We start from the raw sequence: 19243 nt of genomic DNA on the forward strand, positions 1-19243 counted from the left end.
TCGTGGACCAAGGTAAAATCATTCTGGCACCGATGGAAGGTGTGGTTGATTACACCATGCGTAAGCTTGTAACTGAGCTTGGCGGCGTTGACCTGTGCGTGACCGAATTTATCCGCGTGACAGAGCAGTTGTTGCCGCGAAAAGAGTTTTTAAAGCACGCGCCGGAGCTTTACGAAGGTGGGCGGACATCCGCAGCGATTCCGGTAGCTGTGCAGTTGCTCGGCAGCGATCCTGAGGCACTTGCGATGAATGCGATTCGCGCTGCGCGGATGGGTGCTCCTAGCGTCGATCTCAATTTTGGCTGCCCTTCTAAAACGGTGAACAAGTCTCGCGGTGGGGCCGTACTGTTAGATGAGCCAAACTTGATTCATGATATTGTCAAAACCGTTCGCGCAGCGGTGCCCGATAAGGTGCCAGTCACTGCAAAGATGCGCTTAGGTAACAAAGACAAAACTCTGGCTTTTGAAAATGCGGTAGCTATCGAAGAGGCCGGTGCGAATGGGTTAGCTATTCATGCGCGAACAAAAGTCGAAGGATACAAGCCACCGGCACACTGGGAGTGGATTGCACGTATTAAAGAGCAGGTGAACTTGCCCATTGTGGCAAATGGCGAAGTGTGGACCTGCGATGACTATCGGCGCTGTCGTGATATCAGCGGATGCGAGGATGTCATGATTGGTCGAGGTCTTATCGCCAGACCGGAACTCGGACTGATGATTAAAGCGGATCGCATTGGCGAACAAGCCACCGCTGCGGCGTGGCACGAAGTACTCAAGCTGTTGCTGCGCTACTTTGATCATGTTGAGGCGAAGCTTCCAGCGCGTTATGTACACGGCCGTATCAAACAGTGGATCAATATGATGCGCCCACAGCGTGAGGAGGCTGAGGCGCTGTTTGCTGAGATCAAAGTGATTAAAGATTTAACGTTACTACGCAACTATTTGGTTGAGCAGTTAGAGGCCTAGCGCTCGCTTAGGCCTTCCAGTGTTTTGAGCAAATTATTGACCTTATCGTACGTCTCTTGATACTCGGCGTGTGAGTTGGAATCCGCAACGATTCCGCCCCCGCCCCAGCAATGGATGGTGTTGTTCTCGGCCAGCAAGGTGCGGATCGTGATACTGGTATCCATCTCTCCTGACAAGCTGATATAGCCAATACTGCCGCAATAGATGGCGCGGCGATGGGGCTCTAGCTCGTCGATGATCTCCATGGCGCGAATTTTCGGCGCGCCTGTAATCGAGCCGCCTGGAAAGGCGCCTTCGAGCAAGGCAACAGGCGTTTTTCCCTCAGCTAACGTGCCCGTTACGGTACTGACAAGATGATGGACATTACGGTAGCTCTCTACGGCAAATAACTTCGGCACTTTGACACTATTCAGCGCGCAGCTTTTACTGATGTCGTTGCGTAGTAGGTCGACAATCATGACATTCTCTGCGCGGTCTTTCTCGGCTGAGGTGAGATCGTCGATCATCGCTTGGTCTTGCTGTGGATCTGGATCGCGCGGCCGGGTGCCCTTAATCGGTTGAGTGATAACCTGTTGCTGTTTGTTGACGGTCAAGAAGCGCTCAGGTGACAGTGAAAGCACTGCTCCGTGTTCCGTATCAAAATATGCTGCGTAGTGGGTTGGTGCTTTTTCTCGCAGCGCTTTGTACGCCTCCCAAGGATCGCCCTCGAAACTTGCAGTATGGCGCTGAGCAAAGTTAACTTGATAACAATCGCCCGCGCGGATGTATTCGTCAATTGCGGCAAGCTTCTGGTGGTACTCGGCCTCAGACACATTGCTTTTAAAGGGCTGGGTTAGAGTAAAAGCGTGCCGCTCGGTTGTCGTTGCCGTTGCCACTTGCTGCTTTAGCATCGCCACATCATTGGGTGATACAAGGTCGCTAACCAGTAGCCATGCTTGTGACGCCTCATGGTCAATCACAACAGACCAGCCGTACAACCCAATCTGCATCTCAGGAAGGAGGTTGTCGTCTAAGGCGTGGCTAGGCAACGATTCAACAGTGCGGCCAAGGTCATAACTGAAATGGCCGACAAATCCGGCGCCAAAGGGGAGTTCACCCAACGTATCCAAGGTCTGCTGTAGCTTTGTATAGCAGCGCTCTAACAGTTGAAAAGGTGGCTCATCCTGTTTCCAGTCGACCGGTAGGTTCACGCCACGCAGCTTACCGCGTGAATAGACTAGGGAAGCCATCGGGGCCGCAACGAGGATATCAAAGCGGCCTCGCTCACTAGAAGGTTTGCCGCTATCGAGCAAGATGGCACCACCCAAGGGGCGAAGCCTCTCAAAATATTCGGTAGTCGTTACAGAGTAAGCGATCGAAAACTTGCGCACGTCACCTAAGACCTTTGATCTATAAAGAGGCGCATTTTACGCATCCTTGCGGCGTTAAGCGAGTCCAGACCTTTGCTCGTGAATCAACGTATAATAATGTGTCGACAATCTAATAAGGAACTTCGATCCATGAGGTCACGTTACACCGCAGAGAAGCGAACGCTTCGCTTGCCTGATCAAGTCATTAGCTATCATCTCTACCGCCATCCAACGCAAACTAACGGCCAGCGCTTGGTTTTGCTGCATGGTGCGGGTGTGGCGGGTGTCGACACGTGGGGGGCGCTCATCAACTGCTTAGATCAATGGCAAGAGATTCTTGTGCCAGATCTGCGCGGGATGGGTGAGACGGTTTCACCAGACGGCGCTGAGGTGGCGTTTACGGCGGATACTTTGGTGGCTGACCTATCAGCGTTAGCCGATCATCTTAGTTGGTGGTCGTTTGATCTAGGCGGCTATTCGTTGGGAGGGATGGTTGCGATGCTATTCAAGCAACAGCGCTCGGACCGGGTGGCGAAGCAGTTTTTACTCGAGCCTGCACTGCTTGATAGACCGAGCTGGCAAGAGACGGTCACGCTACGCCAACGATATGCCCAAACCGCGGAGCTGTTGCGTACCCCGAGCAGCCGAGAGGGCATTCGTAACTTCCTTGATACGATCTCTCCAAATCGCAAAACGGCGGCGCAAGCTGAGGAGCTGGCTATCTCGCGTTTAGCGCTGCGCCCTGAGGGTTTCGCCAACGCGCTTGATTGCGTATCGCAAGCGATTCACCACATCAACAGAGAAGCGCTAGTCGCGGCTCAAGGAGATGTCAGTAGCTTTATTGGTGGGTTAAGTGTTGAGCCGATGCACCAATATCATCGTGATATAGCTGAAGGGTTGCCCAATTGGCACTACTTTTTGGTGCCGGGGACGGATCACTCTTTGCCATTTCAAAAGCCCCGACAGGTGGCAAAAGTGATGGACCAAGAGGTGCTTCGGTATCGTGAGGTGGCCAGCAAAAACTGATCCGTATATACCCTTAAACTTTTGTATAGTGTAGACAACTTTATACCTTTGCTTTGTTGACGCGCTATTTTATCAGCTGTATGGTTTGTTTAACTCAAGATTGTCGACAATCTTGAAAGAGGTTCGTTAAGGTTATGAGTGAAAGTCCAATAGAAAGCCGAACACTTGCAGATAAGGTTTGTGAGCAAATTGTCACTGCCATCGTCGTTGGTGATATTCCGCCCGGCCAAAAGATCAGCGAGCCCGAATTGGCACGTACCTACGGCATTAGCCGGGGGCCGCTTCGCGAAGCGATGCGCCGCCTAGAGGGACTACGGTTGATTGAACGCAAACCCCATGTGGGCGCGCGTGTCGTCAAACTTAGTATCAAGGAACTCATCGAGATCTACCGAGTGCGTGAAGCACTTGAAGGCATGGCGTGTCGTATGGCTGCTGAGTTTATGACCGAGCAAGAGATCGATGCGTTACGCACCTTGCTCGACGAGCATGAGCGCAGTGTCGAACAGTTGGATGGCCGCTCCTACTTCCAAAAAGAGGGCGATCTGGATTTTCACTACCGTATTGTTCAGGGCAGCAAGAACGAGAAGTTACTTGAGCTACTGGGCAGCGACCTTTATCACTTGGTACGCATGTACCGTTACCAATTTAGTGTTTCAAGTTCTCGGCCCAAGCGCGCACTTAAAGAGCATCGCCAGATTGTGGATGCGATCGAAGCTCGTGATCCTGAGCTAGCAGAGATGCTGATGCGTCGTCATATCAGTGCTGCAAGAAAGAACATTGAAGCGAAATTAGACGTAGCACCACACAGAGAGGGTAAACATGGCTAAATTGACTGCAGGCGGTCGTTTCCGCAAAGCGCTAGAAGAGACAAAACCACTTCAAATCGTTGGTACAACGAACGCTTATCACGCCATGATGGCGGAGCGTGTTGGCCATAAGGCTATCTACCTGTCTGGTGGTGGTGTCGCAAACCACTCTTACGGTCTGCCGGATCTTGGCATGACATCAATGAATGACGTGCTAGCTGACGTTGCTCGCATCACAAGCGCTGTTGAAACGCCGCTTATCGTTGATATCGATACGGGTTGGGGTGGTGCGTTCAACATCGCTCGTACCGTTAAAGAGATGACGAAGTTCGGCGCAGCCGGCTGCCATATCGAAGATCAGGTCGCACAAAAGCGTTGTGGTCACCGTCCAAACAAAGAGATCGTCACGCTAGAAGAGATGGTTGATCGTGTGAAAGCAGCCGTTGACGCGAAAACAGATGATGATTTCTTCATTATCGCCCGTACCGACGCATTCCAAATGGAAGGTCTTAACGCAGCAGTTGAGCGTGCGCAAGCGTGTCTTGAAGCGGGTGCTGATGGCATCTTTGCTGAAGCGGTTCACACGTTAGATGACTACAAAGCGTTCTCTAACGGTATCAACGGTGCACACCTATTGGCGAACATTACTGAGTTCGGTGCAACGCCATTGTTCAATAAAGAAGAGCTAGCAGAGAACGGCGCAACGATGGTGCTGTACCCGCTGTCTGCTTTCCGTGCAGCTAACCTAGCAGCGTTGAATGTATTTGAAGCGATTCTACGTGATGGTGATCAGAAAGCTGTTGTCGATACGATGCAAACACGTATGGATCTTTACGACTTCCTTAACTACCACGACTTTGAGCAAAAGCTAGATGCATTGTTTGCTGAAGGTAAGAACAAGTAGTCGTTTCTCGTTAGTCAAATAATAAGTAATGCAGGAGGTGAAAGCCTTCTGCAGCAGAAGAAGGAGATAACAGTATGGCAGAGCCAAAGAAACTAGGTGGCGCAGGTCTACGCGGACAATCAGCAGGTGAAACAGCGCTGTGTACGGTAGGTAAAACTGGCGCGGGTCTTACGTACCGCGGTTACGACATCAAAGAGCTGGCTGATAAGGCGCAGTTTGAAGAGGTGGCGTACCTTCTGCTTTACGGAAAACTACCTAACCAAGCAGAGTTGGATGCATACAAAGCGAAGCTGAAAGGTATGCGTGCACTGCCAGAGGCACTGAAAACCGTTCTTGAACAAATTCCAGCAGATGCGCACCCAATGGACGTGATGCGTACCGGCTGCTCAATGCTAGGTAACCTTGAGACTGAACAAGACTTCTCTGAGCAGAACGACCATATCGATCGCATGTTGGCGGTATTCCCAGGCTTGATCAACTACTGGTACAACTTCAGCCACAAGGGTGTTCGTGTCAACGTTGAAACCGATGCTGACTCTATCGCAGAGCAGTTCTTATGGACACTGCATGACAAAAAGCCAGAGCCTCTGCATGTTCAAGTAATGCACGCGTCTCTTATTCTTTACGCTGAGCACGAGTTTAACGCATCAACATTCACGGCGCGTGTTTGTGCATCTACGTTGTCTGATATCCACAGCTGTGTAACAGGCGCGATCGGTTCTCTTCGTGGTCCTTTGCACGGTGGTGCAAACGAAGCGGCGATGGACATGATTGAGCAGTGGAAGTCTGCGGATGAAGCTGAAGAAGCGATCATGGGTATGTTGGCACGCAAAGACAAGATCATGGGCTTTGGTCATGCGATCTACCGTGAGTCTGACCCACGTAACGCGATTATCAAAGAGTGGTCAGCAAAACTGTCTGAGCAGGTAGGTGATAAGCACCTATACGCCGTTTCTGAGCGTGTTGAAGCCGTTATGTGGCGCGAGAAGAAACTGTTCTGTAACGCTGACTTCTTCCACGCATCGGCATACAACTTCATGGGTATTCCAACGAAGTTGTTTACGCCAATCTTCGTATGTTCACGCGTAGCTGGCTGGACCGCTCACGTCATGGAGCAGCGTGCGAATAACCGCATCATTCGTCCTTCTGCAGACTACACCGGCCCAGAAACGGCTGAGTGGGTTGATATCGCAGATCGCGCATAAAACGTTTACAACAGCGACTGCAAACCAGTCGCTGTTTTGATTTTGAATACTATAAAACTGGACAGGTTGTGGCATGAATACTAACTATCGCAAACCTTTACCAGGTACTCAGCTGGACTATTACGATACGCGTCAAGCGATCGAAGATATCCAGCCTGGTTCCTACGACAAGTTACCGTACACTTCACGCGTACTCGCTGAGCAGCTTGTACGCCGCTGTGAGCCTGAAGCGCTGACAGATTCGCTAAAGCAATTGATCGAAACAAAACGCACGTTGGATTTCCCTTGGTATCCTGCGCGTGTGGTATGTCATGATATCCTTGGCCAAACGGCATTGGTTGACCTGGCAGGTTTACGTGATGCAATTGCCGATCAAGGCGGTGATCCATCCAAGGTAAACCCAGTTGTGCCTACACAGCTGATCGTTGACCACTCTCTGGCTGTAGAAGCGCCAGGTTTTGATCCAGACGCGTTCGAGAAGAACCGTGCGATTGAAGATCGCCGTAACGATGACCGCTTCCATTTCATCGACTGGTGTAAAACGGCATTTGATAATGTTGACGTGATCCCGGCCGGTAACGGCATCATGCACCAAATCAACTTGGAGAAGATGTCTCCAGTGATTCAGGCGCGTGACGGTGTTGCGTACCCAGACACCTGTGTAGGTACTGACTCCCACACTCCGCACGTTGATGCACTCGGTGTTATCGCGATTGGTGTAGGTGGCCTAGAAGCTGAAACCGTTATGCTTGGCTTGCCATCTATGATGCGCCTACCTGATATTGTAGGTGTGAAAATTGTTGGCGAACGCCAGCCTGGCATCACTGCAACCGATATCGCTTTGGCGATGACTGAGTTCCTACGTAACGAGAAAGTCGTTTCTTCTTACCTTGAGTTCTTCGGCCCAGGTGCTGCGACCCTCTCTATCGGTGACCGTGCGACGCTATCCAACATGACGCCTGAATACGGCGCATCAGCGGGTATGTTCTACATCGACGAACAGACAATCGATTACCTGAAGCTGACAGGCCGTGAGCCAGAGCAAGTTGAACTAGTTGAGCAGTACGCGAAACTAACCGGTCTTTGGGCAGATGATCTGGAGAACGTCGAGTACGAGCGCGTACTTGAGTTTGATCTATCTACTGTTGTTCGTAACATGGCGGGTCCTTCTAACCCACACCGTCGCTTGCCAACGACTGCGCTGAATGAGCGTGGTATTGCAAGCGATGAGATGTTGGCTGCTGCGAAAGCTGAAGAAGAGCAAGGCCTGATGCCAGATGGCGCAGTTATTATCGCTGCGATCACGTCTTGTACTAATACATCTAACCCACGTAACGTTGTAGCGGCTGGTCTTGTAGCTAAGAAAGCCAACGAGCTGGGCTTGGTTCGTAAGCCTTGGGTTAAAACGTCTTTTGCGCCGGGTTCTAAAGTTGCGAAGCTGTACTTGGAAGAAGCAGGTCTTCTGCCAGAACTTGAAAAACTAGGCTTCGGTATCGTTGCGTACGCATGTACGACGTGTAACGGTATGTCCGGTGCGCTGGATCCTGTGATCGAGAAAGAAGTGGTTGAGCGTGACCTGTACGCGACTGCGGTACTGTCTGGTAACCGTAACTTCGATGGCCGTATTCACCCGCATGCTAAACAGGCATTTCTTGCTTCACCACCTCTCGTTGTTGCATACGCGATTGCGGGTACGGTGCGTTTTGATATTGAGCAAGATGTGTTGGCGGTTGTTGATGGTAAAGAGATCACCCTGAAAGACCTGTGGCCATCGGACGAAGAGATTGATGCAATCGTAGCGAAGGCGGTTAAGCCTGAGCAGTTCAACCAGATCTACATCCCAATGTTCGATCTGGGTGACGTAGAGCGCGCTGAAAGCCCGCTGTACGACTGGCGTCCAATGTCTACCTACATCCGTCGTCCTCCATACTGGGAAGGTGCTCTAGCGGGTGAACGTACCATGAAAGGTATGCGCCCACTGGCGGTACTGGGTGACAACATCACGACAGACCACCTGTCGCCATCTAACGCGATTCAGGCAAGCTCTGCAGCCGGCGAATACTGCGCGAAAATGGGTCTTCCAGAAGAAGACTTCAACTCTTACGCGACACACCGTGGTGACCACCTGACAGCACAGCGTGCAACGTTCGCTAACCCGAAACTGTTGAACGAAATGTGCCGTGATGAAAACGGTGAAATCAAGCAGGGCTCGCTGGCGCGTATCGAGCCGGAAGGTACTGAAAGCCGCATGTGGGAAGCGATTGAAACCTACATGGAGCGTAAGCAGAACCTGATCATCGTTGCCGGTGCTGACTACGGTCAGGGCTCATCCCGTGACTGGGCGGCGAAAGGTGTTCGCCTGGCGGGTGTTGAGACCATCGTGGCGGAAGGCTTCGAGCGTATCCACCGCACTAACTTGGTGGGTATGGGTGTACTGCCTGTGCAGTTTAAAGAGGGCGATACCCGCCACACTTACGGTATCGACGGCACTGAAACGTTCGATATCGAGGGTGAGCTGGCGCCGCGCGCAGATCTAACATTGATCATCAACCGTGCCAACGGTGAGCGCGTTGAAGTACCGGTTACTTGCCGTCTTGATACTGCTGCTGAAGTACATGTGTACAAAGCAGGTGGCGTGTTGCAGCGCTTCGCCAAAGATTTCTTAGAAGGTGCTGCGTAATCGCAGAGCCTGCTAAGTTTAAGCATTGAAGATGCTTACTCAGAACCTCTTTTGGGATAACCACTAAGAGGTTCTCGTTAAGTATGTTCTGAATCGTGTGCAGGGTTTCGAAGCACTGCACGAGCAATACAGGGTGAATAAAATGTCACACGTACCACAGATAAAAATTCCAGCAACTTACATTCGTGGTGGAACCAGTAAAGGGGTTTTCTTTCGTCGCCAAGACCTACCTGAAGCTGCGCAGCAGCCGGGTGAGGCGCGCGATAAAATTTTACTACGTGTGATTGGTAGTCCAGATCCTTATGGTCAACAGATCGACGGTATGGGTGGCGCAACATCTAGTACTTCGAAAACGGTGATCTTAGATAAAAGCTCAGAGCCTGATCATGATGTTGATTATCTGTTCGGTCAGGTTGCGATTAATAAAGCTTTTGTAGATTGGTCCGGTAACTGCGGCAACCTGACAGCAGCGGTTGGTGCCTTTGCGATCAGCGGTGGTTTGGTTGACCCGTCACGTATTCCAGAAAACGGCATCTGCACGGTGCGTATCTGGCAGAAAAACATTAAGAAAACCATCATTGCCCATGTGCCAATCACCAACGGTGAAGTACAGGAAACCGGTGACTTTGAGTTGGATGGCGTGACCTTCCCTGCGGCGGAAGTGGTCATTGAGTTTATGGATCCTGCTGATGGTGAAGGCTCCATGTTCCCAACAGGAAATCTCGTTGATGATCTGGAAGTACCGGGCGTTGGGACCTTTAAAGCGACATTCATCAATGCAGGCATCCCGACGATCTTCGTGAATGCTGAAGATATCGGCTACAAAGGCACTGAGTTACAGAAAGATATTAATGGGAATGCCGATGAGTTAGCGCGTTTCGAAACGATGCGCGCGCACGGTGCCGTTCAGATGGGGCTGATCAGCGATATCTCTGAAGCTGCAGCACGCCAACACACACCAAAAATTGCGTTTGTTGCGCCTGCTACTGACTACGAAGCGTCTAGCGGTAAGCAAATTTCGGCCGGCGATATCGATGTCTGTGTGCGCGCATTGTCTATGGGCAAACTGCACCATGCAATGATGGGTACTGCATCGGTTGCCATCGCCACGGCAGCTGCGGTACCTGGCACGCTGGTTAATCTAGCTGCCGGTGGTGGTGAGCGTGAAGCGGTAACCTTTGGTCATCCTTCTGGCACATTGCGTGTTGGTGCTGCTGCTGAAGAAGTTAACGGCGACTGGACGGCTAAGAAAGCTGTGATGAGCCGCAGTGCGCGCGTCATTATGGAAGGTAATGTTCGCATTCCCGGCGATACATTTTAACGACCTGTCTACCCTCTTAGAAGGTTCGAAGTAGGGATGTGGTAGATTCAACTACCTATCAGGAAGAATCTATTGCTACTTCTTTTCACCCCGCCATCTGGCGGGGTTTTTTATGCTGAGCTTATCCGTGTGAGTGGGGTTTTTCACCGATGAGCAGTAAACTCTCCTCAGCAAAACCAAGGCCTGCCTCAGCATAGAAGTTAAACACATTATCGATACCTGCATCGAGTAGCCGTTGGCGATCATCGGCGTAGCGCGCGATTGCGGCAATTTGCCCGTTATAGCCAGAGTCCCGCAACTGATGGGTGATGTTGCGGCAGTCATCAATAGCCGGTAGCGCTAATAGCACAAGCTTGATATCAGTGGTGTCGAGAGCTTCCCAAAGATCGGCATCTTCACCATCGCCAAAAAATACATTCATCCCTTTGGCGCGATAGTCGACAATGCGTTGGCGGCTGGCATCCATGCCAGCAACGCGCTGGTCAACCATGTTTTGCAGTGCTTTGAAGGCACCCTTACCCACACGTCCTAGCCCGATAACTAAAATATCTGCGTTCGGGGGGTGGACAAAAATGTCTTCCTTAAGGCGCACTGGTAGTTCATAGCGTTTAATTGTGCGGCTATTTGACTTGTAAAGAGTATGCGCCGAGCGGTATAACACGCTCGTTAAAACAAAGGATAGGGATACCGCGAGCGCCAGAATAACTAGCCACTCTTTCGCTAACCAGCCGGAGTCGACACTCAGTGCGGCAACAATGAGACCAAACTCGCTAAAATTACTGAGAGCTAACGAGGAGAGAAAGGCGGTACGCCCCCTCAGTTTTAGCCGTGTAAAGATGAAGAAGAACATAACAAACTTCAGCAGAATCAGGCCGCAAATAAGTGCTGCTGTGCCTAGCATCGACCATGTGGGCAGGGCGGTGAAACCGATGGAGAGAAAGAAGCCGATAAGGAAAATATCTTTAAAGCTCATTAGCGATTTACTCAACTCAGTCGCTTTAGGGTGGCTGCTGAGTAATACGCCAAAGATCAGTGCGCCTAAATCGCCTTTTACGCCCACCAAAGAGAACAGCTCATAACCCCCAAGGGCTAGGAAGAACCCGGACAGAGGAAGCATCTCCCCGTGGCCGGTGCGGCTCAGTAGTGCTTCAAGGAATGGGCGTAGGAGGAACAGACCAAACAAACCTAGCGCCCAGATGGACGGGACTTTTCCGGTTGCGAAAGCGAGAAAAATAACCGCCGCAATATCTTGCATCACCAGCACGCCGATCGCTATTTGCCCATGACGTGTTTTCATCTCACCGCTCTCTTCGAGCAGTTTAATAATGCATACGGTGCTACTAAAGCTCAGTGCAAACGCGACAATAGCCGATGTCACCAGATCTAGGCCGCTGAAATAGGGCACCGCGAGCGTTGCCGCCATCATGGCAATTGAGCCAAATATCAGCGTCCAAAGCCCCATATGAGATAGGGTACTGGCCCAGACTTCGGTTTTCAGTAGGTCTTTGACATGTAGCTTGAGGCCGATTGTAAAGAGCATCAAAGTAATGCCGAGGTCAGCAAGGGTTTCTAAGCTTGCTTCTGGCGTTACGCCAATAAAGTGCAGTAGGAAGCCTGCAATCAGGAAACCTATTAATGGTGGTAGAGCGATCAGCTTAACAAGCAAACCACAAACGAAAGCAAATAAAATCCAGATAAAGTCCATTTGTATTATTGATTCGGCATCATCAGGTTGGTTGGGTTACACACTATGGTAAGATATCGCGTTTGTAAGCATAGGCGTGAATATTATTTCATGCGATCATTAATAAAATAATGCAAAACAATGTATTAGGGTTCTGAATGTTTAAGAAGCTCAAGTCTATTTTCTCCTCCGATGATGCGCAAAAAGATGTGTCGCAACCGGAACAGGCTCCCCAAGAAGCTGAGCAAGCTGCCTCAGTTGCAGAACCTGTAGCAGAGCCTGCCCCCGCTCAAGATGACACGGCCCCTGAGGTTAGCGTTGCCAAAGAGCTAGAATCGTCAGAACCTGCAGCAGAGCCCGAGGTTGTGGAAGCGCCTGCGCAACCAACTGCGGAGCCTGAGCCGGAAGCGCCCAAAAAGGGGATGTTTGCGCGTATAAAGGCGGGTCTAACGCGCACTAAAGCCAATTTAACAGAGCAGTTGGGTAACCTCTTTTTAGGCAAGAAAGAGATTGATGAAGAACTGCTCGAAGATATTGAAACCTTGTTGCTGACCGCTGACGTGGGTGTTGAAGCAACAACCGAGATCGTTTCGCGCTTAACCGATAAAGTTGAGCGCAACCAGCTAGCTGATGCGCAAGCGTTGCACCAAGCGCTCAAGGCTGAATTAGCTGAGCTGCTTTACAACGTGGAGCAGCCGCTTGAGATTGATACGGCTCACACGCCATATGTAATTTTGATGGTGGGTGTTAATGGTGTTGGTAAGACCACGACGATTGGCAAATTAACTAAGCGTTTCCAGCGCGAAGGTAAGTCGGTCATGCTGGCTGCAGGTGACACGTTCCGTGCCGCAGCAGTTGAGCAGCTGCAAGTTTGGGGCGAACGCAATAACGTGCCAGTTGTGGCCCAGCATACCGGTGCCGACTCGGCCTCTGTCCTTTTCGATGCACTGAACTCAGCTAAATCGAAGCAAGTTGATGTGTTAATCGCAGATACCGCGGGGCGTTTGCAGAACAAAGACCACCTGATGCAAGAACTAGAGAAGGTTGTGCGCGTGATGCGTAAAATCGACGCAAGTGCGCCTCACGAGGTCATGCTGGTACTCGACGCGGGTACGGGCCAGAACGCGATGAGCCAGGCCAAGATTTTTGGCGATGCAGTCGGCGTCACGGGGATCACCCTAACCAAGCTAGACGGCACAGCAAAAGGCGGCATCATCTTCGCTATCGCAAAACAGTTAGGTTTGCCGATCCGCTTCATCGGCGTGGGGGAGCAGGTTGATGACCTTCGGCCGTTCCAAGCGCAGGAGTTTGTTGAGGCGCTGTTCGATGAAGAGACTAATTAATTAGGTATCGCCTCATTTGTGCTGTATATTTATACATATCTTCTTAAGCATGAATGAGGTGGTCTGTTGATTAGTCGCATAAAAGGGGAGCTTGTAGAAAAAGCTCCACCCCAACTCGTTGTAGACGTTCACGGGGTGGGCTATGAAGTCGAAGTTTCCATGAGCACCTTTTTCAAGCTACCCCCCGTAGGTGCGCCAGTCACCATCTACACTCAATTTATCGTTCGTGAAGACGCTCAGCTGTTGTACGGTTTTGCCGATAAATATGAGCGCTCTGTTTTTCGCCTGCTAGTTAAAGTCAATGGCGTTGGCCCGAAGATGGCGCTCGCGATCCTCTCTGGAATGACGCCCTCGGAGCTGGCCAGCTGTATGCAAAGAGAAGACGTCGTCGCGCTGACCCGTATTCCGGGGGTTGGCAAGAAAACGGCGGAGCGCTTAATTGTTGAGCTGCGTGACAAGTTGCAAGCAGCGGAAGAGTTGACAGAAGATCCACTAGATTTTCAGCTTTCTGGTGAATCGTTACCTGTTTCACAAGATGATCAAAAGCAAGCGCGTGAGGATGCAGAAAGCGCGTTGCTTGCACTGGGCTATAAACCTGCGCAGGCAAGCAAAGCGGTGGCGAGTGCCGAGCGTGAGTTAGGTGATGCGCGCGATAGCGAAGCGCTGATTCGAGCAGCATTAAAAGCGATGTTGGCAGGTTGATAGATGATAGAGCAAGATCGTTTTGTGGCCCCAGCGGCGTCTCCGGTTGAAGAGCAACAAGACCGCGCCATTCGCCCTAAGACGTTAGCGGATTACACGGGTCAAGATAGCGTTAAAGAGCAGATGGAGATCTTTATCCATGCTGCTAGAGCGCGCCGAGAAGCGCTTGATCACACATTAATCTTTGGTCCCCCCGGTCTTGGTAAGACAACACTGGCCAATATCATCGCCAATGAGATGGAAGGCGACATCAAAACCACCTCAGGCCCAACCCTTGAGAAAGCAGGTGATTTAGCCGCACTGCTCACGAATCTTGAAGCAGGCGATATCCTGTTTATCGACGAAATCCATCGCTTAAGCCCGAATGTTGAGGAGGTGCTGTATCCAGCGATGGAGGATTATCAGCTCGATATTATGATCGGTGAGGGCCCTGCCGCGCGATCAATCAAACTCGACCTTCCCCCGTTTACGCTGGTGGGTGCGACAACGCGCGCAGGCTCACTCACCTCACCACTGAGAGATCGTTTCGGTATTGTGCAGCGGTTAGAGTTTTACAATGTGGATGATCTTACCGATATCGTCATCCGCTCCGCGCGTTTATCTGGCACTAGTATTGAACCTACTGGCGCGCGTGAAGTGGCTAAGCGTAGCCGTGGCACGCCAAGGATCGCCAACCGGCTGCTGCGCCGTGCTCGAGATTATGCTGAGGTAAAAGGCGATGGTAACATCACTGAAGAGGTCGCTGATAAGGCGCTCAACATGTTGAATGTGGATGTGCGCGGCTTCGATCATATGGACCGCCGTTTACTGCTGGCCATGATAGAGAAGTTCGGAGGCGGCCCAGTTGGCATCGATAACCTTTCGGCGGCCATCAGTGAGGAGCGGGATACCATCGAAGATGTATTGGAGCCTTATCTAATACAGCAAGGCTTTATTATGCGCACCCCTCGTGGGCGAGTGGTAACAGACCATGCATATACGCACTTTGGCTTACCAGCGCCTGATAAAGATCAATAAACATTGATCTATTCGCTGAATTGATGGGAGACGCTGATGTTTGTCATAGCCCTCCCACCATTGGCGGTCTAGCATGACTCAAAACACAACCACGAGTGTCAGGTCATGTCGATTAAACTTACCCCGCAGAAGAAACAAGCAGTTAAGGCTGAAATTCTGTCATTGCTATCTAGCTTGCGTGATGAAATCGGCAGCGAGCTGGTTGATGCCCGCACAGCGCACTGGGGGCAATCAGTGCATGATCACGGCGAGGAGGCCGCTGCCGACCTTGAAACCGGCATAAATCTTGCCCATGTCTCGCGACACCTAAAAGAGGTTCGGGAGTGCCAAGCGGCATTGTCCAGACTTGAAAACGGTACCTATGGCATCTGTGTTGACTGCGGTGAGGAGGTAGAGCTCAACCGTTTAGCGGCTAATCCGGTGTCGCCCCGTTGCTTATCTTGCCAAGCGCAATTGGAGAGTGATTATCCTGTTGCGAAGGTCTCGTCGTTGTAGCGAAACAGGCCATCTAACGACATTGAGAAGGTGTTTAAAAACCTGTAGTTACCGCGGAAGTGGCCCTTTTTATCCTGCTAGATCCCTGCTATTGTGCTCGCTCTAGCGAGCGCAGCAACGTCTTACGCTATCTATGATCTGAACTTTTTGCAGTGTCAGTTATCTCACGATGGCGTCAAATGTATTCCCTGCTTTGTCGCATGTCCAAATTTTTAGGTAAACCACAAATTGACGGGTTTACTGATTGATCTCGGAGAACCACAAGTGGGCGAAGACCTATCTATCTGGAGCTTGGTACTTAACGCCAGCATCGTTGTACAAGCCGTTATGCTGATCTTGGTATTAGCTTCTTTCATCTCTTGGGTAATGATCTTTCAGCGGTTTGCTGTATACCGGAAAGCGCGCAGTGCTTTGCGCAGTTTCGAAGAGACCTTTTGGTCTGGTGTGGATTTAGGCCAGCTCTACCGCGATATCAACGACTCTGGGCGAACGTTATCAGGCGCCGAGAGCATTTTTGTGGCAGGGATCAAAGAGTTTACGCGCTTAACACAGCAAAAGAATGTTGATCCAGATGCCGTGATGGATGGTGTGCAACGTAGTATGCGTGTTGCATTGGCGCGCGAAGAGGAGAAGCTAGAAACTCACCTGCCGTTTCTGGCAACCGTAGGTTCGACGAGCCCCTATATCGGTTTGTTCGGCACCGTCTGGGGGATTATGAACTCCTTCCGTGGTCTTGCGAATGTCCATCAAGCCACGCTTGCATCTGTTGCGCCGGGCATATCTGAGGCACTGATTGCAACAGCGATCGGCCTGTTTGCCGCGATTCCGGCTGTTATCGCCTATAACCGTTTCTCAGCTCGCACTGAGTGGTTGATGAACAACTACGAAACGTTCGCGGATGAGTTCTCTAGTATTCTGCATCGCCGTATTCACTCGCCAGGTTAGTCCAGATGATTCGTCGGCAAAAGAAGAAGCGTAAGCTCAACGCAGATATCAATGTTGTTCCTTATATCGATGTCATGATGGTGCTACTGGTCATCTTTATGATCACTGCACCCATGTTAACTCAGGGCGTTGATGTTAAGTTGCCCAAAGCGTCTGCGGAACCTGTTGATACTGAAAACCAAGAACCCATCGTTGTCACCGTTGATAAAGAGGGGCTGTTTTACATTGATATCGGCTCTGATGATCCTCTTGAGCCGGTGGCTGAATCTGAACTTGAGCAGCGGATCCAGAAAGTGCTGGCAGGTAATCCAAAGCAGTTGCTGTTGGTGCGTGGTGACAAAGAGGTCAGTTATGACCGAGTTATTCAGCTCATGTCGCTACTGAAAGGGGCTGGTGCTGAGTCTTTAGGCTTGGTAACCGAGTAGGGCGGCTGCGTGAGTTATTTTGTACCTATTCTGCTGGCAACCTTGCTACATGGCGCGCTCGTTTTACTGCTGATTCCACACTGGTTTCAGCAAGAGGACCCGTACAAAAAGGTGCCGCGCCATATCAAAGCGGAAATGATCGACCTTGATGCGATCACAAATAAGAAGGCTGAGAAGCTACAAGCTGAAGAAGCTGCTAAGCGCGAAGCTGCAGAGAAAAAGAGAGCCGAAGAGCAGCGTTTACAGGCGGAAAAGCAGCGCCAGGAGGCCGAGCGCTTAGCTGCGCAGAAAGAGGCGGAACAGCAAGCGCAACGTGAACGCGAGGCAGAGCAAAAACGCGAACAAGAAAAGGTGCGTCAGCAGCAAGAGGAGAAGCGTAAAGCTGAGGCAGAAGCTAAGCGAAAAAAAGCAGCAGAAGATAAGCGCAAGGCTGAGCTAAAGGCGAAGGCAGAGGCTGAGAAAAAGCGTAAAGCAGAAGAAGATAAACGCAAAGCCGCAGAAGCTGCAAAGCGTAAAGCCGACGCTGAAAAAAAGCGCAAGGCTGAGGAAGAGCGTAAGCGCAAACAAGCGGCTGAGAAAAAGCGCAAAGCTGAAGAGGCCAAGCGTAAGGCCGAAGCTGAAAAAGCCGCCGCCGAGAAGCAGCGCTTGGCGCAAGAAGCCGCGGCAAAAGCCGAAGCTGAGCGTAAAGCCGCAGCTAAACGCCGTGCTGAGGCTGCGGCGAAACAAGCGGCCGAGATGCGTGCATCGATTGTGGCTTATATGCAAGGGTTATTGCAGCGCAAGTGGCGTCGGCCTCCGAGTGCGCGAAAGGGTATGAAAACGGTGCTACAAGTACACTTGTTTCCCTCCGGTGAGGTTGACAATGTTACAGTGGTCTCCAGCAGCGGCGACGCGAGCTTCGATAAGTCAGCGCGTCAGGCTGTGGTTAATGTGGGACGCTTCCCGAAGATAGCGGAAGTTGATCCGATCTTTTTTGAAAGGGAGCTGCGACGAATTAAGATTGAGTTTCGTCCAGAAGATGCAAGGTGGTAAGAGTCATGGTAAGTAGAGTTGTTTTAGGCGCTTGGCTTCTGCTGGTGGCAATCGTTGCCAGAGCTGAACTGGTTGTCGAGGTCACGCAAGGGGTTACTGAGCCGACGCCGGTTGCGGTGGTTCCTTTTGAGTGGAACGGTGGCTCGGAGATCGAAGATGTTGCGCAGATTATCTCCAATGATCTAGGGCGAAGCGGCTTTTTTAAAACCATGCCGCGGGCAAATATGCTGAGCAATCCCTACCGTCAGGATCAGGTCTTCTACCGTGATTGGCGTATTTCCGGCAACGACTACCTCGTGATTGGGCGTTTAGAGCCTCAGCCTGACGGGCAAGTTCGTGTGACTGCTGAGCTGTTTGACGTGCTGCAAGAGCGCCGCGTCTGGGGGCAGGTTGTTAACGGAACGCCTGCAAATATGCGTGATGTGGCGCATTATTTGGCCGATCAGATTTTTGAAGAGCTGACGGGTATCAAGGGCGCATTTTCAACGCGAATTGTTTATGTCACGGCTGACTCGCTGGGTGCTGGAAGCTTCCGCTATCGCCTACAGATGGCGGACTCTGACGGTGCGCGTCCGCGTACTATTTTAGAGTCGAAAGAGCCAATCTTGTCGCCATCGTGGTCGCGAGATGCCTCTAAGCTTGCTTATGTATCATTCGAGAGTGGTCGCCCATCCATCTATATTCAACACCTTGCAACCGGGCAGCGTCAGCGAATTCAATCATTTAAGGGGCTGAACGGTGCTCCGGCATGGTCACCTAGTGGCGATAAGCTTGCCGTTGTTTTGTCAAAAGATGGTAACCCCGAGATCTATGTATTGACGTTGGCTACTGGGCAGTTGGACCGTGTGACGCGTCACTACGGTATCGATACAGAGCCAACATGGTCGCCTGATGGCCAGTCACTTGTCTTTACATCAGACCGCGGTGGAAGGCCGCAAATCTACTCGCTGAATTTGCAGTCGCGTGACTTAAAGCGCCTCACGTTTGAAGGTGTTTCTAACAGCCGTGGTCGAATGACTCAAGATGGACGCTTCTTAACGATGGTTCACCAAGACAGTGAGGGTTTCCATATCGCTGTCCAAGACTTGAAAGATGGTCGCCTTGATATTTTGACCAATAGCCGCCTTGATGAGTCGCCAACGATCGCGCCGAACGGCAGTATTATCTTGTACGCGACGAAGAAAGGCGGTCGCGGCGTATTGGCGGGCGTATCATTGGACGGCAATGTACGCTTCACGATGCCAAGTAGCTCTGGCGATGTGCGAGAGCCTGCTTGGTCGCCTTACTTGCAATAGTGTTTAAGTAATTAATTAATATAATAATAGATATCAAAACCAAAGGATT

Annotated in this window: 17 protein-coding genes; 15 read left to right on the forward strand and 2 right to left on the reverse strand. The window is 51.1% G+C overall.

The window, feature by feature from the left end:
* Positions 1 to 2: 2 nt before the first annotated feature.
* Positions 3 to 965, forward strand: coding sequence for a tRNA dihydrouridine synthase (locus EOE65_RS01450; protein WP_240656893.1), 963 nt, complete (start codon positions 3 to 5; stop codon positions 963 to 965).
* Here the strand turns inward: EOE65_RS01450 and pabB are convergent.
* Positions 962 to 2335, reverse strand: a complete 1374-nt coding sequence (gene pabB / locus EOE65_RS01455) for an aminodeoxychorismate synthase component I (protein WP_127692514.1) — start codon at positions 2333 to 2335, stop codon at positions 962 to 964. The genes EOE65_RS01450 and pabB overlap by 4 nt on opposite strands.
* Positions 2336 to 2464: 129 nt before the next feature.
* Between pabB and EOE65_RS01460 the strand changes: the two genes are divergently transcribed.
* The 6 genes from EOE65_RS01460 to prpF all read left to right on the forward strand — a co-directional run bounded on the left by EOE65_RS01460 (position 2465) and on the right by prpF (position 10256).
* Positions 2465 to 3340 carry an alpha/beta fold hydrolase gene (locus EOE65_RS01460; RefSeq protein ID WP_127692515.1) on the forward strand — a complete coding sequence of 292 codons (876 nt, stop codon included), beginning with the start codon at positions 2465 to 2467 and terminating at the stop codon, positions 3338 to 3340.
* A gap of 134 nt (positions 3341 to 3474) precedes the next feature.
* The gene (locus EOE65_RS01465; RefSeq protein ID WP_127692516.1) at positions 3475 to 4167 is read left to right on the forward strand and encodes a GntR family transcriptional regulator; all 693 of its coding nucleotides are present in this window, start codon (positions 3475 to 3477) and stop codon (positions 4165 to 4167) included.
* The gene (prpB, locus tag EOE65_RS01470) at positions 4160 to 5050 is read left to right on the forward strand and encodes a methylisocitrate lyase (protein ID WP_127692517.1); all 891 of its coding nucleotides are present in this window, start codon (positions 4160 to 4162) and stop codon (positions 5048 to 5050) included. The genes EOE65_RS01465 and prpB overlap by 8 nt, the downstream gene beginning before the upstream one ends.
* Before the next feature lie 74 nt (positions 5051 to 5124).
* The gene (gene prpC / locus EOE65_RS01475) at positions 5125 to 6255 is read left to right on the forward strand and encodes a bifunctional 2-methylcitrate synthase/citrate synthase (RefSeq protein WP_127692518.1); all 1131 of its coding nucleotides are present in this window, start codon (positions 5125 to 5127) and stop codon (positions 6253 to 6255) included.
* 73 nt (positions 6256 to 6328) lie between these two features.
* Entirely contained in the window at positions 6329 to 8935 is a 2607-nt protein-coding gene (gene acnD, locus EOE65_RS01480; protein ID WP_127692519.1) for a Fe/S-dependent 2-methylisocitrate dehydratase AcnD, read from the forward strand.
* Positions 8936 to 9077: 142 nt separating this feature from the next.
* The gene (prpF, locus tag EOE65_RS01485) at positions 9078 to 10256 is read left to right on the forward strand and encodes a 2-methylaconitate cis-trans isomerase PrpF (protein WP_127692520.1); all 1179 of its coding nucleotides are present in this window, start codon (positions 9078 to 9080) and stop codon (positions 10254 to 10256) included.
* A gap of 121 nt (positions 10257 to 10377) precedes the next feature.
* On the opposite strand, the gene EOE65_RS01490 is transcribed toward prpF, so the two are convergent.
* Entirely contained in the window at positions 10378 to 11961 is a 1584-nt protein-coding gene (locus tag EOE65_RS01490; RefSeq protein WP_127692521.1) for a cation:proton antiporter family protein, read from the reverse strand.
* A gap of 137 nt (positions 11962 to 12098) precedes the next feature.
* On the opposite strand from EOE65_RS01490, the gene ftsY reads away from it, so the two are divergent.
* The 8 genes from ftsY (at position 12099) to tolB (ending at position 19194) form a co-directional block, all read left to right on the forward strand.
* Positions 12099 to 13283 (forward strand): signal recognition particle-docking protein FtsY, encoded by a 1185-nt coding sequence (ftsY, locus tag EOE65_RS01495; RefSeq protein ID WP_127692522.1) that lies wholly within the window; start codon positions 12099 to 12101, stop codon positions 13281 to 13283.
* Positions 13284 to 13349: 66 nt separating this feature from the next.
* The gene (gene ruvA, locus EOE65_RS01500) at positions 13350 to 13985 is read left to right on the forward strand and encodes a Holliday junction branch migration protein RuvA (RefSeq protein ID WP_127692523.1); all 636 of its coding nucleotides are present in this window, start codon (positions 13350 to 13352) and stop codon (positions 13983 to 13985) included.
* 3 nt (positions 13986 to 13988) lie between these two features.
* Entirely contained in the window at positions 13989 to 15002 is a 1014-nt protein-coding gene (ruvB, locus tag EOE65_RS01505; protein WP_127692524.1) for a Holliday junction branch migration DNA helicase RuvB, read from the forward strand.
* A gap of 105 nt (positions 15003 to 15107) precedes the next feature.
* Positions 15108 to 15497, forward strand: coding sequence for a TraR/DksA family transcriptional regulator (locus EOE65_RS01510; protein ID WP_127692525.1), 390 nt, complete (start codon positions 15108 to 15110; stop codon positions 15495 to 15497).
* Between the two features lie 264 nt (positions 15498 to 15761).
* Positions 15762 to 16442, forward strand: a complete 681-nt coding sequence (tolQ, locus tag EOE65_RS01515) for a protein TolQ (protein WP_127693134.1) — start codon at positions 15762 to 15764, stop codon at positions 16440 to 16442.
* A gap of 5 nt (positions 16443 to 16447) precedes the next feature.
* On the forward strand, positions 16448 to 16867 hold the full coding sequence (gene tolR / locus EOE65_RS01520) for a protein TolR (RefSeq protein ID WP_127692526.1): 420 nt from the start codon (positions 16448 to 16450) through the stop codon (positions 16865 to 16867).
* 9 nt (positions 16868 to 16876) lie between these two features.
* A complete protein-coding gene (gene tolA, locus EOE65_RS01525; protein WP_127692527.1) occupies positions 16877 to 17899 on the forward strand; it encodes a cell envelope integrity protein TolA in 1023 nt (340 codons plus the stop codon).
* 5 nt (positions 17900 to 17904) lie between these two features.
* Complete coding sequence (tolB, locus tag EOE65_RS01530) at positions 17905 to 19194, forward strand: Tol-Pal system beta propeller repeat protein TolB (protein WP_127692528.1); 1290 nt, start codon at positions 17905 to 17907, stop codon at positions 19192 to 19194.
* The last annotated feature ends 49 nt before the right edge of the window (positions 19195 to 19243 follow it).

Origin of the sequence: Neptunomonas marina, assembly GCF_004005935.1 — a bacterium.
GTDB lineage: Bacteria > Pseudomonadota > Gammaproteobacteria > Pseudomonadales > Balneatricaceae > Neptunomonas > Neptunomonas marina.